This is a genomic window from Spirillospora sp. NPDC047418, assembly GCF_040643275.1.
Taxonomy (GTDB): Bacteria; Actinomycetota; Actinomycetes; order Streptosporangiales; family Streptosporangiaceae; genus Spirillospora.
The window spans coordinates 145,104-160,629 of sequence record NZ_JBEYTW010000005.1 but is presented as its reverse complement, the minus strand read 5'-3'; the positions used below and the strand labels follow the sequence as shown (position 1 = coordinate 160,629).

Below are 15,526 nucleotides of genomic sequence, written 5' to 3'. Positions count from 1 at the left end.
GCCGCGACCCCGCCGCGACCGCGCGCCTCACCGGACCCGCCAGGCGCCGGGGCGGCGGGGGCCGGACGACGGGCCCACGACCTTCACCCGGCGGACGGTGCCGTGCCCGAGTTCCTCGTTCAGCCGCCGGACGAGGGTGGACGACAGCAGGCGCAGCTGCGTCGCCCATGTCGTCGAGTCGGCGGCGACGGTCAGCACGCCGTCCTCGAAGCGGTCCGGACGGGTGTGCTCGGCCAGGTCGGCGCCGACGATGCCCGCCCAGTTGCCGAAGACGCCGCCGACCGCCGCGCGCTGCTCCCAGCCGCGGGACGCCATCAGCTCGCGGATCGCCGCGCCGAACAGCTTGGGATCACCGCCGCGGCTGGGGTCCCTGACCCGGACGACACGTCCGGTGCCCTTGCGCCTGCCGTTCTGGCCGGGGAGGGTGCCGCGCTTCAGCGCGTCGGCCTTCGCCTGGGCGAGCGCCTCGCGCGCCAGCTCGATCCCCGACTTGGCCGGAGGGGTCCCAGCCTCGACGGAGTTGTCCACATCCTGTGGATCATCACTCACACGCTCGCCCCTTTCCGCTCAGTCCGGAGACGCCCCGGGTGACGGCCTTCCGCGCTCAGTCCCGGACGACCTCACCGTCGGAGACGGTATACGAACCCCCTGTCAGTTCGGCCGGCACGTCGGCGGGGACGGCCGCCGTGATGAGGACCTGCTCCGCCGTCACCACCATGTCGGCCAGCCGGTCGCGGCGGCCCGTGTCCAGCTCGGCGAACACGTCGTCCAGGATGAGGACGGGGTCGTCGCCGTCCGCGCGCAGCAGTTCGTACGCGCCGAGCCGGAGGCCCAGGGCGAACGACCACGACTCGCCATGGCTGGCGTAGCCGCGCGCCGGAAGCTCCCCCAGGCGCAGGACGAGCTCGTCCCGATGCGGGCCGACGAGGCTCACGCCCCGTTCCAGCTCCTGCTTCCGTGATTCGCCCACAGCCGCCATGAGCTCCTCGGAAAGTTGTCCACGGTCTGTGGACAACTCCACGTCACCGAGCGAACTCCGGTAGACGAGGTCGGCCGCGCCACTGTGCGGAGCGAGAGCGGCATAGGCGCGCGCCACCAGCGGACGCAGCGCATCGATCAGCTGCAGCCGCCCCGCCAGCAGCTCCGACCCGGTGCGCACCAAGTGTGAATCCCAGACGTCGAGGGTCGCGAGCACCTCCTGGCCGGGGGAGCGCCTGTGCGCGGCCGCCGACTTCAGCAGGGCGTTGCGCTGCTTGAGGACGCGGTCGTAGTCGGAGCGCACCCCGGCGAAGCGCGGAGCCCGCGCGGTGAGCAGCTCGTCCATGAACCGGCGCCGCTCCCCCGGGTCGCCCTTGACGAGCGCGAGGTCCTCCGGGGCGAACAGGACCGTCCGCACCATCCCCAGGATCTCGCGCGGCCTGGGGACGGGGGACCGGTTGAGCCGGGCCCGGTTCGCCCTGCCCGGGTTGATCTCGAGCTCGATCAGCGCCTTGCGGTCGTCCTTCACCACCCCGGCCCGGACGATCGCACGCGCCGCCCCGTGCCGGACGAGCGGCGCGTCGGTCGCCACCCGGTGGCTCCCGTGCGAGGCGACGTACCCGATGGCCTCGACCAGGTTCGTCTTGCCCTGCCCGTTGGGCCCCACGAACGCCGTGACCCCCGGCTCGAGCGCGACCTCGGCGGCCGGGTACGAGCGGAAGTCCTGCAGCGAAAGGTGGGCGACGTGCACGAGACACGAGAGTAGAGCCTTCAGCACCCTGCCCATGCCCCACGCACCCCCGCCCGCGAGTACCCGCACGGGCCCCGCCGGCGGCGGGGCTCCGTGACATCACCCGACATCCTCCGGGCACGGCGGGGGCGCCGTCCCGGAAACCACAACCTGTGGATAACTCCGCGGGCGGACGATCACACCTTCGGCGGGTCGACGTCGGCGCCGGGGGAGTCGGCGCCCTTCGCGGTCTCCACGGCGTGACCGCCGAACTGGTTGCGGAGGGCGGCGACGACGCGCATCGCGGGGGAGTCGTCCTGGCGGGAGGCGAACCGGGCGAACAGCGAGGCGCTGATGACGGGCAGCGGCACGGCGTGCTCGACCGCGGCCTGCACCGTCCAGCGCCCCTCGCCCGAGTCGTTGGCGTAGCCGCGCAGGTCGTCGAGCTCGGGGTCGTCGGCGAGCGCGCGGTTCAGCAGGTCCAGCAGCCAGGACCGGATGACCGTGCCCTCCTGCCAGCTGTGGAACGTCTCCGGCACCCGGGTGACGATGGGGCTCGCCTCGATCAGCTCGAAGCCCTCGCCGAACGCCTGCATCATCGCGTACTCGATGCCGTTGTGGACCATCTTCACGTAGTGGCCCGCACCGATCTCACCGGAGTGGACGAAGCCGTACTCCCCCTCGGGCTTCAGGGTGTCGAAGACGGGCATGAGCCGCTTCACGTTGTCCTCGTCGCCGCCGACCATGAGCGCGTAGCCGTTCTCCAGGCCCCACACGCCGCCGCTCACCCCGCAGTCGACGAACCCGATGCCCTTGGCTGCGAGTGCCTCACCGTGCTTCTGGTCGTCCACATAGTGTGAATTGCCGCCGTCAACGACGACGTCACCCGCCTGCAGGACTTCCCCGAGGCTGTGGATGGTCTCAGCGGTGGGCTTCCCTGCGGGCACCATCACCCACACCGCGCGCGGCGGGGACAGCCGTTCGACCAGTTCCTGCAGCGAACCGACGTCGCTCACCTGCGGGTCACGGTCATACCCGACGACCGTGTGGCCGCCGCGGCGCAGCCGCTCGGCCATGTTGCCGCCCATCTTGCCCAGGCCGATGATCCCAAGCTCCATGAAGCTCACTCCCCTGTGCGTAACCCTGTGCGTAACTGCCTATGCCTCTGCCTTACCGCGCGAACACGCGACCGTGCGAACGCGCGAACGCCAAGACGCGCGTGTCCGACCGCCTGGGCGGCTCCCCCGCGCGGGTCGTCGTCCCCGGCGTGCCCCGGGGCATGCCCCAGGGCACGGTCCTCATCCGGACAGCCGTACAGGCATGATCAGGTAACGGTAGTTCGGGTTCTCCCCGTCCTGCGGCGGCTTCCCGGTGAGGACGGCCGGCTTCGTCGGCGTCGTGAACGACAGCCGCGCCACGTCCGAGCCGATCGCTGAGAGCCCGTCGAGCAGGAAGCCGGGGTTGAACGCGATGTCGATGTCCTCGCCCTCCAGGGACGCCTCAAGGGCCTCCACGGCCTGGGCCTCGTCCCCGGTGCCCGCCTCCAGGACGACCTCGCCCTGGCTGAACGAGAGCCGGACGGGCGTGTTCCGCTCCGCGACCAGCGAGACGCGCTTGACGGCCTCGATGAACGGCGCCGTCGGGATCTCGGCGAGGCCGGCGTACTCGCTCGGCAGCAGCGACCGGTACTTGACGAAGTCGCCGTCCAGCAGCCGGGACGTGGTGCGGCGGCCGCCGCCCTCGAACCCGATCATGCCCTCGCCGGTGCCGCCCGTCCCGCCGAGCGCGATCGACACCTCGGCGCCGGCCGTCAGCGACTTGGCGGTGTCGGCGAGCGTCCGCGCCGGGACGAGCGCGACGGCGGAGAAGTCGGGACGCTCCGGCTTCCAGTGCATCTCGCGGACGGCCAGCCGGTACCGGTCGGTGGACGCCAGCGTGACCGTCTCGCCCTCGATCTCCACCCGCACGCCGGTCAGCATCGGGATCGTGTCGTCCTTGCCCGCGGCGATCGCGACCTGGGAGACGGCGGCGGCGAACTCGTCACTGCCGACCGAGCCGGCGGCGGGCGGCATCTCCGGCAGCGTCGGGTAGTCCTCCACAGGCATCGTGAGGAGTGTGAACTTCGCGCTGCCGCAGCGCAGCATCACCTTCGCGCCGTCCGTCGTGACCTCCACAGGGTGGGGAGGAAGGCTGCGCGAGATCTCGGCGAGCAGGCGCCCGGACACCAGGGCCGTCCCCGCCTCCTCGACGTCGATCTCCGTGGACACCTGGGCGGAGACCTCGTAGTCGAACGCGGACAGCTTGAGGCGGTCGTCGTTGCCCTCGCCGCCCGCGACGAGGTGCATGCCCGCGAGGACGGGCACCGGGGGACGGACGGGCAGCGTGCGCGCGGTCCACGCGACCGCGTCGGCCAGGGCATCTCTGTCGATGCGGAACTTCAACGGGACCAGCCTCCTGCAGGTGTCGGGCAAGGGTGAGGTGCTCTCGGCCGGGGCGGGGCGCTCGCGGCACGTTGTCCCCAGGCCCTGACTTGAGATGGATCTTTTCTTGGATAGAGAAGTAGAGCAGTACTAGTAATAGGGGCGGTGGATAGTGTGGACAGAGCTCGTTTCCGCAGGTCATCCCCCGTTTCTCTGTCCACCGGGCCTGTGTACGGCCGGTGGACGGCGCGGAGCCGCCTGGGGACGGCGAATCTGTCCCCACAGGTCATCCTCATGTCATCCACCGGTTTTCCACGAGTTCTCCACGGGTATGTGACCGGATTCGACGCCCTGTGTACAGCGGGCGGCTGATCGCGGGGCCGGCCCACCTGCCCGTCCCCAGGCCGTCCCCAAGGTGTCCCCAGGTCGTCCACCGGTTTTCCCCAGGGCGGCGGCGCGGCCGCTCGGCCGATCCACATCCGTCCACACTTCATCCTCAGGTTTTCCAGTGGTCGTCCACCGGGTTATCCACGAAAATCCCCAGGGTTTTCCACAACCTGTGAGTAGCCGCCGCGATTCTCTGGGGAAGCGCGCATTTTGTCGGTTCTTTGCCGTCGACCGGCTGTGGACAGCCGGACGGCGGCTCGTCCACAGGGGCGAAACGGGGCTGTCCACAGTGTGTACGACGGGTTGCGTCAGCGCTTGCGGGCCTGGTGCTTGATGCGTCCCGTCAGCTCCGTGACCTGGTTGTATATGGCACGGCGCTCGGCCATCAGCGAGCGGATCTTGCGTTCGGCGTGCATGACCGTGGTGTGGTCGCGGCCGCCGAACTGCTGCCCGATCTTGGGAAGGGACAGATCGGTCAGCTCCCGGCACAGGTACATCGCTATCTGCCGGGCGGTGACGAGCATCCGGGAGCGGGACGGCCCGCACAGGTCCTCGATCGTGGTGCCGAAGTACTCGACCGTCTGCGCCATGATCATCGCGGCGGTGATCTCGGGGCCGGAGTCGTTGGGGATCAGGTCCTTGAGGACGATCTCGGCGAGCTTCATGTCCACCGACTGCCGGTTCAGGCTCGCGAACGCCGTCACCCGGATCAGCGCGCCCTCCAGCTCGCGGATGTTCGTCGCGATCTGGGAGGCGATGAACTCCAGCACGTCCGGCGGCGCGGCGAGGCCCTCCTGGCGCGCCTTCTTCTGCAGGATCGCGATGCGGGTCTCCAGCTCGGGCGGCTGGACGTCGGTCGTCAGCCCCCACTCGAACCGGTTGCGGAGCCGGTCCTCCAGCGTGACCAGCTCCTTCGGCGGACGGTCGCTGGAGATCACGATCTGCTTGCTCGCGTTGTGCAGGGTGTTGAAGGTGTGGAAGAACTCCTCCTGCGTCTGCTCCTTGCCTTCAAGGAACTGGATGTCGTCGACGAGGAGGATGTCCACATCCCGGTACCGGCGACGGAACCCGTCGGCCTTACCGTCGCGGATCGAGTTGATGAAGTCGTTCGTGAACTCCTCGGAGCTCACATAGCGCACGCGAGCCCCGTTGAAGAGGCTCTGCGCGTAATGCCCGATCGCGTGGAGAAGGTGCGTCTTGCCGAGACCGGAGTCGCCGTAGACGAACAGCGGGTTGTACGCCTTGGCCGGCTGCTCGGCGACCGCGACGGCCGCGGCGTGCGCGAACCGGTTGGACGAGCCGATGACGAACGTCTCGAACGTGTACTTGGGGTTCAGGCGGGCGTGTTCGGACGCACCTGCTCCCTGCGGCGGGGCGGGGGCGGTGCCCGGGCCCTCGTCGTCCCGGAAGGATGTCTCCCCCCGGTACTGCTTGTCGCCTCCGGGGAACTCCGCGCCCTGGAAGTCGTCGTTGTGCCCGAGCGGTGGCTCGTTCCCACCGTGCTGGGGTTCGCGACCCTGCTGCTCTGGGCGGCCCCGTAGCGGGCCTAGCGTGCGGTCATTGAGATGGGAGTGCGGCGGCCGTCCGGACGACTCGCCACCGAACCCTTCCTGGCCCCCGAACCCCTCTTGGCCCCCTCCGAACCCCTCCTGGCTTCCACCAAAACCTTCTTGGCCCCCACGGAAGACTTCCTGCCCGCGATAACCGGGATAGCCGTGACCCTCGTACGGGTTCCGTCCCCCTGGGCCCGTCCCATAGGACGGTGGACGCGGGGCAGGCGGATAGGTACCGCGGTCGTCATCCGCAGCCTGTGGATAACCTCCGGGCGGACCGGGGCTGTGGGTAACTCCCGACTGCGACCGGTACCCCTGGTCGCCATAAGACTGATCGCTGTACGGCTGCTCCGGGTAAGGACGGTCGGACCGCTCCCCGTAGGAGGAGTCACCGTTGTTGTAGGAGCGATCACGGTCACGGTCTCCTGGCGGCCGTTCACCGTAGGACTCGCCATAAGAAGAAGGAGGCTCCTGCATACCGAGCCCTGCACCGGGCCCGGGAACGGGCGCCGAGAGAGGCTCGCCGGACCGGGAACCGGGGCCCGGCCCTGAGCCGGTCGCCGACCCCGCCGGCGGCTCGGGCTGGACGGTCACCGCAACGCGGATCTCCCTGCCCAGCTCATGGGAAAGGGCCTGCGTGATGAGGTTCCGGAGGCGCGTCTCCAGGGCGTCCTTGGCGAACTCGTTCGGCGCGGCCAGCAGCGCCGTCCCCTCGACGAGGGCCAGCGGGCGGACCATCGGAAGCCATGCGCGATAGCTCGGAGACAGATCGCTCTCGGCCAGTGCGATGAGAGTGCGGGCCCAGACCGATCCGAGATCCTGACCGTCCATGCGCAAGGTCCCCCTCCCACCGACTCCGCCGTACGGAGTACCTGACTACCCGGCTCTCCCACGGGACACGAATCGCCTCTCAGGGCACGACCGTGACGCGGAAGCCTTACTCTCTCACGAGTTGTCCACAGAGTTGTCCACATGCTGTGCATAGGCATGCGGCGCCTGTGTAAAACCCGTGAGGCGGGTCTCAGGGAAACGGGGTGGGAAAGACTCCGGCCTTCGTGCGGCCGGTACGGGGCGGTTCTCGGAACGGGGGGCTTGAGGGGCGGAAGGCCGACATCAGCTCGTCGAGTTCGTCGAAGGAGCGTCGGCTCGCCCGGACGACCCTAACCGCTGCCGCCCCCACCCGCAACACGATCCCCGCCCCACCCACCCGCTCCTCACCCGCACGCGACCGGGCCCGGTATGCCGCTCCCCGCGGATGCACGGAGGGGTACTCCGTTTGACCGGGTGCCCCGTGAGCCCGTAACGTGCTGAGGTCGAGTCGCATCGACGGAGATGCCGCGTGCCCGCCGGCAGCCCCTCCAGGCGAGTCCGGGTGGGCCCCCGCTGCGGGGGACCGGACGCGGCCCTCGACGCGACCTATCGAGCCTTTCGGAACCGACCGCAGCACTGGAGCCCCAAAGTGAGCAAGCGTACTTTCCAGCCGAACAACCGTCGCCGCCACAAGAAGCACGGCTTCCGGCTGCGGATGCGCACGCGCGCCGGCCGCGCCATCCTGGCCGGCCGACGCGGCAAGGGCCGCGCCCGCATCGCGGTCTGAGCCACCCCAGCTGTGCTGCCGTCCGGCAATCGGATGCGGCGGCGGGACGACTTCACACTGGCCGTCCGGCGCGGTCGCCGCGCCGGACGGCCGACTGTCGTAGTTCACCTGCTCCGCCAGGACGAGGCACCGGCGGCGGACGCTCCGCCGCTGGTCGGGTTCATCGTGGCGCGCACCGTCGGCAACGCCGTCGTCCGCAACCGGGCGCGGCGCCGGCTCCGCCACCTGATGCGCCCGCGCCTCGACCTGCTTCCAGCGGGTAGCCTGCTCGTAGTGCGCGCCAACCCCCGCGCGGGAACGGCGCGTCCAGACGAACTGGCCGCGGATCTGGAGTCGGCACTCGGCCGGCTGCTGCGGCCCGCGTCCAAGGGGCGAAGATGAGGAGTCGGCAGGGGACCGCGTCCCCCGCGCAGCACGAGACGGGCCGCCACCCCGGTCCCGTCGCGACCGTGCTGATCCTTCTCGTCCGCGCCTACCGCCGCTTCTTGAGTCCCCTGCTCGGGCAGCAGTGCCGTTTCCACCCCACCTGCAGCGCGTACGGCCTGGAGGCTCTCCAGGTTCACGGGGCGCTGCGCGGGACGTGGCTGACGGCCCGCCGGATCGCGCGGTGCCATCCCTTCCATCCCGGGGGTTATGACCCGGTACCGCCGAAGAAGACGTCCGGAACGGTCGGAACGAGCCCCACCGGGGAATCCGACGACTCCGGGCAGACGTTGTCTCTTGGACCGTCGGTCTTCTCCGGGGATTCCGAGGGGACGACCCCTCAGCAGCGATCCGCGGCGGTCTCCTCGAACTCCGGCCGTGAGGAAAGCGGCCACGCCCCAGCAGAGCCCAAGGAGCTGCCCGGTGCTTGATTGGTTGTACGAGATCGTCTCTCAGCTCATCGTGTGGATTCACACGGGGCTCAGTACGGTCGTCCCCAAGGACAGCGGATGGGCGTGGGGCGGTTCGATCATCCTGCTCACCGTCCTGCTGAGGCTCGCCCTCGTGCCGCTCTTCGTGAAGCAGATCCACGCCTCACGGAAGATGCAGGACCTGAACCCGAAGGTTCAGGCGCTGCGCAAGAAATACAAGAACGACAAGCAGCGCATGAACCAGGAGGTGATGAAGCTCTACCAGGAGAACGGGGCCAACCCGCTGGCGGGCTGCCTCCCCCTCCTGGTGCAGATGCCGATCTTCATCGGCCTGTTCCAGACGCTGAAGCGGATCTCGGACGCCAAGCCGGGGCAGAGCGTCTTCGCCGTCTCGTCCGACCTGGTCACGAGCGCGCAGAACGCCAACATCTTCGGCGCGCACATCCCCGACACGTTCCTGAACGCGTGGGGCGCCGACCCGAAGAGCTGGACCGCGATCATCGTCACGGGCATCGCCGTGGTGATCAGCTCCTGCACGACCTTCTTCACCGTCCGGGCCAGCATGAAGCGGCAGCCGGTCGCCGACGACGCGAACCCGATGATGCAGGCGCAGAAGATGATGGTCTTCTTCGCGCCGCTGTTCGGCCTGTTCGGCCTCGGGTTCCCGCTGGGCGTGCTGATGTACTGGGTCACGTCCAACAGCTGGACGCTGGCGCAGCAGCACTACATCTACAAGAAGTACCCGCCGCCCGGCACCGACGGCGACACCGCGACCACCACCGCGAAGGCCGGTACCAAGGCGGGTGGTGCGAAGGCGGGTGGTGCGAAGGCCGCCGGCACCGCGAAGGCGGGGACGAAGGCGGGGACGAGGACGGCCGGTTCGAAGGCCGCCGCCGCCAAGAACGGCCAGAGCCAGTCCGGCACGCGGGCCAAGGCCAGGCTGAAGAAGGAGCCGGAGCCGGAGCCGGAGGCCGAGGAGAAGCCGAAGGTCGTGCGCAACCAGCCGACCCGCAAGTCGCGCAGCAAGCGCAGTGGCACCCAGAAGCGCTAGTTTGAACCCCGAGCAAGTGCCCGAGAAGGAGACCCCGTTGAGCCAGACCGACACCACCGAGGTCGACGTCCAGGCGCTCGAACAGGAAGGCGAGATCGCCGCCGACTACATCGAGGGCCTGCTGGACATCGGTGACTACGACGGCGACATCGACATGGACGTTGAGGGCGAGCGCGCCCTCGTCGCCGTCGTCGGAGCCGAACTGGACGAGCTGGTCGGCAAGCGCGGGGAGGTCCTGGAGGCGCTGCAGGAGCTGACCCGGCTGGCCGTCCACCGCCAGACCGGCAACCGCACCCGCCTCATGCTGGACGTCGGCGGCTACCGGGAGCGCCGTCGCGCCGAGCTCACCAAGCTCGGGACGGACGTCGCGGACGAGGTCAAGCAGGCCGGCGAGTCCAAGCCGCTCGCCCCGATGACCCCGTTCGAGCGGAAGATCGTCCACGACGCGGTCGCCGCCGCCGGCCTCCGCAGCGAGTCCGAGGGCGAGGAGCCCGACCGCTACGTGGTGGTCTATCCCGCCTGATTCCCGTCCCTCCACGGCCGTCCGCCGAGAACCTGGACGGCCCGCTTGGACCAGACCTCCGAACGGCCCCGGCTGCACCCGCACCGGGGCCGTTCGCATGCCGGCAGATCCCCGCGACCCGGCGGCCTGCCGCAGTGGCGGGGGTGGAAAGCCTCGCGGTGGCATGGGGTGGGCCCACCGTGGCATGGGGAGGGCCCCGCGCCCTGGCCGGCGCGGGGCCCCTGGTGCTCGGTGTGCTTCGCCGCCCGAGCACACCGAGCTGGTACCCGAGTCCTCTGCTATCGGCGCGCGGTGCGCCGCCACCTGCGACGCGGCGGCAGACGATCGCCGGAGTCCACGACGGACGGGTTGTTCTCCTCCGCCGGATCCTGCGCGTAGGCGGGATCCTGGGCGTAGGCCGGGTCCTGAGCGACGTGGCCGTGCGGCACGCCCTCGTCCGCCGGGTGTTCGATCACCCGTTCGACCCGCTCCGCCGGGCGGCCCATCGGGGCAGGGTCCTCGATGATGTGCTCTTCGCGGACGATGGTTCCGGGCTCGTCCCCGTAGGCGGGGTCGGCGCCGACGACACGGCCGGCGCGGCGCCGCGGTCGCGTGTACTTGTAGGTGAAGGCCATGCTGGCGAGCCCCACCAGGATCAGGATCCAGCCGACCATGTGGATATCGACGCCACTGAGGTCGACGCGCAGGGCGAACGCGAGGATCGCGCCCACGGCGATGAATGCGAGGCTGACTCCGATTCCCATGTGTCGGAGCTCCTTCCGGGGGGACGGTCGGGCGACACACAGCCCCTACCCGACGAGCCTCGAATATGCCGCGGGGTCATGTGGTTCTTGCCATAACGCAAGGGTCTGGGCAGGGGGCCGCCCGGCGTAGGCGCCCGAAGTTATCCACAGGGACGTTTCGCGTGTACGCCGCTGCCCCGTCATGTGGAACGATTCGTCTGGTGGGGATTGGACGTGAGGTATTTGGTGACGCGCTGCCGGTCGCGGAGCGTTATGCGGCGTTTCTCGCCGAGGCCGGGGTCGAGCGCGGGCTCATCGGGCCGCGCGAGGTCGACCGGCTGTGGGAACGCCACCTGATCAACTGCGCGGTGGTGTCCGAGGCCGTTCCGGGTGACGCGCATGTCGTGGACATCGGCTCGGGTGCCGGGCTTCCCGGCATCGTGCTCGCCATCGTCCGCCCGGATCTGCGGATCACGCTGCTGGAGCCGCTGCTGCGCCGAACCACCTTCCTGGACGAGTGCGTCCAGATGCTCGACCTGGGCAATGTCGAGGTGCGCCGCGCCAGGGCCGAGGAGGTGGTGAAGGAGTTCTCGGTGGACGTGGCCACCGCGCGGGCCGTCGCGCCCCTCGAACGCCTCGCGAAATGGGCGCTGCCGCTGCTGCGTCCGGACGGGGAACTCCTCGCGCTCAAGGGGGAACGGGCCCAGGCCGAACTGGACGAGGCGGAGCCCGTTTTGAAGCGGCTGGGGGCGCGCTCGACGGAACTGCTGCAAGTTGGGCGCGGTATGGTCGACCCGCCGACAACACTCGTCCGTGTGGTCGCCGGCCGAGGAGAGGTTGTCGGGCGACGACAGCGCGCGCCCCGGCGTGCCAGAGGGTCGAGGAAGAGGTCTTCATGAGCACGGGACCAGGACTGGGCCGGCCTGACCGCGCCGACGAATCCCCCGACGAGCAGCCGTCCGGCCCGGGCGGATCGGGTGCGACCAAGGGCGCGCAGCCACCGTCCGCCGGGGAGGCGCAGGCGGGTTCCGGCTCGGGGGCGACGCCGGGGACCACGCCCTCGGGGCACGCGATGTGGGGCAACACGACGTCTGGTACCGCGGAGAACGTCGGATACGTTCCGACGCACTCCGGCGCACAGCCGCCGGGGCCGCGCAAAGGACCGAATCAGGGGGAGTCAGAACTCGTGCGCGAGGCGCTCAAGGACGCCAAGGTTTCACATGAAACAACGGTGACCGCACTCAAAGCGATGTCGGGCCGCAGGGAGCAGGAGTGGCCGCGGCCGGACAGTTGCCGGATCATCACCATCGCCAACCAGAAGGGCGGCGTGGGCAAGACCACCAGCTCGGTGAACCTTGCCGCGTCCCTCGCCATGCACGGCGCACAGGTGCTCGTGGTCGACCTCGACCCGCAGGGCAATGCGTCCACTGCGCTCGGCGTCGAGCACCATGCGGAGATCCCGTCGATCTACGACGTGCTGATCGAGGACATGGCGCTGGCCGACATCGTCGTCAAGGCGCCCGAGATCCCGAACCTGTACTGCGCGCCCGCGACGCTCAACCTCGCGGGTGCCGAGATCGAGCTCGTCTCGAAGGTGGCCCGCGAGTCGCGGCTTCGGCGGGCTCTCGAAGCCTACGAGACCGAAAAGTTCGACTATGTGCTGATCGACTGCCCGCCGTCGCTCGGTCTGCTCACCGTGAACGCGCTCGTCGGCGGGGACGAACTGCTCATCCCCATCCAGTGCGAGTACTACGCACTGGAAGGGCTCGGGCAGCTCATCCGCACCGTCGACCTCGTCAAGGCGCACCTCAACCCGCAACTGAAGGTGTCCACGATCCTGCTCACGATGTACGACGCCCGGACGCGTCTCGCCGCACAGGTGGCCGATGACGTCCGCAACCACTTCGGGGACGTCGTGCTCAACACGGTGATCCCCCGGAGCGTCCGAGTGTCGGAGGCCCCCAGTTACGGGCAGTCCGTCATGACCTACGACCCCGGTTCGAGCGGGGCGCTCGCCTACAGCGAGGCCGCCTCCGAGATGGCCCATGGAGGAGCTGTCCAGTGAGCCAGCAGCGACGCGGTCTGGGCAAGGGGCTCGGCGCCCTCATCCCCACCGCTCCGCCTCCGCCGACGCGGGACGAGCCCGGCAGCGCGGGAGAGCCCGGATTTCCCGGCGGTCCCGCCTCGAACGGCACCGCCGTCCATGAACCGGCCCTCGAACCGGTCGCCGGCGCCCACTTCGCGGAGCTGCCCGTCGGGTCCATCACGGTCAACCCGCGCCAGCCGCGCGAGCACTTCGACGAGCAGGCGCTGGCGGAACTCGCCGAGTCGATCGGCATCGTCGGGCTGCTGCAGCCGATCGTCGTCCGCACAACGTCGTCGGGCGAGCACGACTACGAACTGATCATGGGGGAGCGCCGGTGGCGGGCCTCCCAGATGGCCGGACTGGACGTCATTCCGGCCATCGTCCGCGACACCGGTGACAACGATCTGCTCCGTGACGCGCTCATGGAGAACCTTCACCGCCAGCAGCTCAACCCGCTGGAGGAGGCCGCCGCGTACCAGCAGCTGCTGCAGGACTTCGGCGCCACCCACGAGCAGCTCGCCGGGCGCATCGGCCGGTCGCGTCCGCACATCACCAACACGCTCCGGCTGCTGAACCTCCCGCCCGCGGTCCAGCGCCGGGTGGCCGCCGGCGTGCTGTCGGCCGGCCACGCCCGCGCCCTTCTTTCCCTCGACAGCATCGAGGCGCAGGAGCACCTGGCGCAGCGGATCGTCCAGGAAGGCCTCTCCGTCCGCGCCCTCGAAGAGATGATCGCCCTCCGCGAGGTCGACGACGAGCCGAAGGCGCCACGGCAGGGCCGCCGGAAGAAGCCGGTCGCCCCGGGCCTGAAGGAACTGGCCGACCGCCTCTCCGACCGCTACGAGACCAAGGTTCGCGTGGACATGGGCCGCAACAAGGGCAAGATCGTGGTCGAGTTCGCCACGCTCGAAGACCTGGACCGCATCATCAAGTCAATGGCCCCTGACGACAACGACGTAGAGGACGCCTAGCGCCCACCCACCCGACGCGCCCCGGAAGCCACCCACCTCCGGGGCGCTTCTCATTGCCCCCGCTCCCCCAACGACCACCCGACGAGGATGGCCAACCCCAGCGCCGGCAGCCGGGATACAGGCATAGGCCGGGACATCGACGGCGAACCAGACCGCATAGTCCCCGTCATCACCAGGCCCGCCCAGACCGGCACCGGCCGCATCGCCACCGGCGACACCGGCCCCACACCCACGGTCTCCTGAGCACCCGCCTCACCCCGCCGGCGGCTGGCACCCCGGACACCAGAACAGGTTCCGCGACGCCACCTCCGCCGCCGCCATCGGCGTCCCGCACACCAGGCACGGCAACCCCGCACGCCGGTACACGTACACCTCACCACCATGATCGTCCACCCGCGGCGGACGCCCCATCGCCTCCGACGTGTGCTCCGGACGGACCGTGTCGATCACCGTGGCAGCGTGGCTGGCCGTGCTGCATTCGGGGCGCGGTCGATGGCGTCCCGCTGTCGCTCGCTTCCGCACGCCGTGCAGACAGCGGCGTTCAGGCCCTGGGGCGCATCGCGGGTGCCTTGGCGGTGTGGCTGCGCGTGATGCGCTCGGAGTACGTCGGCGTGCTCGAGGCGCGCCCAGGGCCTGGACGCAATCGGTTCGCACGGCGTGCGGAGGCGGTCGATGGCGGAACGCCGTCGGTCCGTACCGGCCGTGCGGAGGCGGGCGACGGGCGGGACGCCGGACGGCTGCTTGCGGCGAGCAAGATCGAGCCGAGCGGTCGTTTCTAATGTTTCACCAGAAACCACGCGACCACTGTCGGGCCACACACCTCCTAGCGGCCGACTTGGCCCCAGGGCCCTTCCGATGCCACTAGAGCTATCGCTTGGCGGCCTCGTAAGTGCCTCCGGCCGCGTCGGTAGAGCCACGGCCACAGCGGACACAGTCCACGGGGCGTGAGTGGGCGCCGCGGGGCGGGACACGAGCGCGGGATCGACAGCGAGGGTGCGGACGTAGACCGGAAGCCAGGAGGTTTGCAACGCGACTGGATCCGGCCGGGGACGCCGATGTTTCTCGTGAAACATTGGGGCGGCCGTGCGGGTGGAAGTGAGGACCCCTGCGATGCTGCTGGACCCGGGTCTGCGGTTTGGGCGCGTGGACGTTTCACGAGAAACAGCGGTACTGGAGCGTTAGGTACTCGGTGGGCGCGTCCAGCCGCGCGGAGAGCGCGTCCCAATCGCCGCCGACCGCCAGCGCCACCGTCCACGCGGCCGAGCCCCGCCCACGCCGCCGGCGGCAGCGTCCGACGCGGCAGCCGCACCGCGAGCGCGGGCAGTCCCCGACTGTGATGCGACCACACTGCACCAGGAATGGCTGGCCCTCCTCGGCCCCCCTGGACCCCACAAAGTCCAGGGAAGCCGGTCCGATGTTTCCCGTGAAACATCGACGGCGACTACTCACCCGATCAGCAGCGCCGCAAGCGCTCCCGGCGGGTTCAGGCCGCCACCCTGCACGCGCCACTCAGACGGGCGCGCTGAGCCGGACACCGACCTAACTCAGAGGAGGACGACACTCCGTTCCCCTTGACGAACGCCACGAGCACCGCAGAACAGCCGGGCCGGACCGTCCGACGTCGCCCTGGCGCCGGATGAGTCGTGCCACGGCACGA

The 15,526-nt window shown here is 70.0% G+C and carries 15 protein-coding genes; 8 read left to right on the top strand and 7 right to left on the bottom strand.

Translation table 11 applies throughout. The features are described from left to right. Nucleotides 1–27 precede the first annotated feature (27 nt). The 5 genes from ABZ806_RS04990 to dnaA form a co-directional block, all read right to left on the bottom strand. The gene (locus tag ABZ806_RS04990) at nt 28–549 is read right to left on the bottom strand and encodes a DciA family protein (protein WP_500215430.1); all 522 of its coding nucleotides are present in this window, start codon (nt 547–549) and stop codon (nt 28–30) included. Nucleotides 550–604: 55 nt separating this feature from the next. Then, the gene (gene recF, locus ABZ806_RS04985) at nt 605–1,729 is read right to left on the bottom strand and encodes a DNA replication/repair protein RecF (protein WP_500215428.1); all 1,125 of its coding nucleotides are present in this window, start codon (nt 1,727–1,729) and stop codon (nt 605–607) included. A gap of 176 nt (nt 1,730–1,905) precedes the next feature. Beyond that, nucleotides 1,906–2,835: a phosphogluconate dehydrogenase (NAD(+)-dependent, decarboxylating) gene (gene gnd / locus ABZ806_RS04980; RefSeq protein WP_500215427.1), complete on the bottom strand. Its 930-nt coding sequence runs from the start codon at nt 2,833–2,835 to the stop codon at nt 1,906–1,908. A gap of 171 nt (nt 2,836–3,006) precedes the next feature. Further along, the gene (gene dnaN / locus ABZ806_RS04975) at nt 3,007–4,149 is read right to left on the bottom strand and encodes a DNA polymerase III subunit beta (protein ID WP_500215425.1); all 1,143 of its coding nucleotides are present in this window, start codon (nt 4,147–4,149) and stop codon (nt 3,007–3,009) included. 674 nt (nt 4,150–4,823) lie between these two features. Then, a complete protein-coding gene (dnaA, locus tag ABZ806_RS04970) occupies nt 4,824–6,899 on the bottom strand; it encodes a chromosomal replication initiator protein DnaA (RefSeq protein ID WP_500215424.1) in 2,076 nt (691 codons plus the stop codon). 628 nt (nt 6,900–7,527) lie between these two features. Between dnaA and rpmH the strand changes: the two genes are divergently transcribed. Genes rpmH through ABZ806_RS04945 form a run of 5 tightly spaced genes read left to right on the top strand, consistent with a single transcriptional unit; the run spans nt 7,528 to nt 10,093 of the window. Next, entirely contained in the window at nt 7,528–7,665 is a 138-nt protein-coding gene (rpmH, locus tag ABZ806_RS04965) for a 50S ribosomal protein L34 (RefSeq protein ID WP_500215423.1), read from the top strand. A gap of 12 nt (nt 7,666–7,677) precedes the next feature. Further along, nucleotides 7,678–8,046 carry a ribonuclease P protein component gene (gene rnpA / locus ABZ806_RS04960; protein ID WP_500215421.1) on the top strand — a complete coding sequence of 123 codons (369 nt, stop codon included), beginning with the start codon at nt 7,678–7,680 and terminating at the stop codon, nt 8,044–8,046. After that, nucleotides 8,043–8,519, top strand: a complete 477-nt coding sequence (yidD, locus tag ABZ806_RS04955; protein WP_500215419.1) for a membrane protein insertion efficiency factor YidD — start codon at nt 8,043–8,045, stop codon at nt 8,517–8,519. Before rnpA ends, yidD begins: the two co-directional genes overlap by 4 nt. Then, nucleotides 8,512–9,570, top strand: a complete 1,059-nt coding sequence (gene yidC / locus ABZ806_RS04950; RefSeq protein WP_500215417.1) for a membrane protein insertase YidC — start codon at nt 8,512–8,514, stop codon at nt 9,568–9,570. Before yidD ends, yidC begins: the two co-directional genes overlap by 8 nt. Before the next feature lie 37 nt (nt 9,571–9,607). Next, nucleotides 9,608–10,093 carry a Jag family protein gene (locus tag ABZ806_RS04945; RefSeq protein ID WP_500215416.1) on the top strand — a complete coding sequence of 162 codons (486 nt, stop codon included), beginning with the start codon at nt 9,608–9,610 and terminating at the stop codon, nt 10,091–10,093. A 278-nt stretch (nt 10,094–10,371) separates the two neighbouring features. Here ABZ806_RS04945 and ABZ806_RS04940 read toward each other — a convergent pair whose 3' ends face one another. Continuing rightward, entirely contained in the window at nt 10,372–10,836 is a 465-nt protein-coding gene (locus ABZ806_RS04940) for a DUF6458 family protein (protein WP_500215415.1), read from the bottom strand. A gap of 200 nt (nt 10,837–11,036) precedes the next feature. On the opposite strand from ABZ806_RS04940, the gene rsmG reads away from it, so the two are divergent. The 3 genes from rsmG to ABZ806_RS04925 all read left to right on the top strand — a co-directional run bounded on the left by rsmG (nt 11,037) and on the right by ABZ806_RS04925 (nt 13,869). Continuing rightward, nucleotides 11,037–11,714, top strand: a complete 678-nt coding sequence (gene rsmG / locus ABZ806_RS04935) for a 16S rRNA (guanine(527)-N(7))-methyltransferase RsmG (RefSeq protein ID WP_500215516.1) — start codon at nt 11,037–11,039, stop codon at nt 11,712–11,714. A 350-nt stretch (nt 11,715–12,064) separates the two neighbouring features. Further along, complete coding sequence (locus ABZ806_RS04930; protein WP_500215514.1) at nt 12,065–12,880, top strand: ParA family protein; 816 nt, start codon at nt 12,065–12,067, stop codon at nt 12,878–12,880. Next, nucleotides 12,877–13,869 (top strand): ParB/RepB/Spo0J family partition protein, encoded by a 993-nt coding sequence (locus tag ABZ806_RS04925; protein WP_500215413.1) that lies wholly within the window; start codon nt 12,877–12,879, stop codon nt 13,867–13,869. The genes ABZ806_RS04930 and ABZ806_RS04925 overlap by 4 nt, the downstream gene beginning before the upstream one ends. Nucleotides 13,870–14,121: 252 nt before the next feature. Here ABZ806_RS04925 and ABZ806_RS04920 read toward each other — a convergent pair whose 3' ends face one another. After that, complete coding sequence (locus ABZ806_RS04920) at nt 14,122–14,319, bottom strand: zinc finger domain-containing protein (RefSeq protein WP_500215412.1); 198 nt, start codon at nt 14,317–14,319, stop codon at nt 14,122–14,124. Nucleotides 14,320–15,526 lie beyond the last annotated feature (1,207 nt).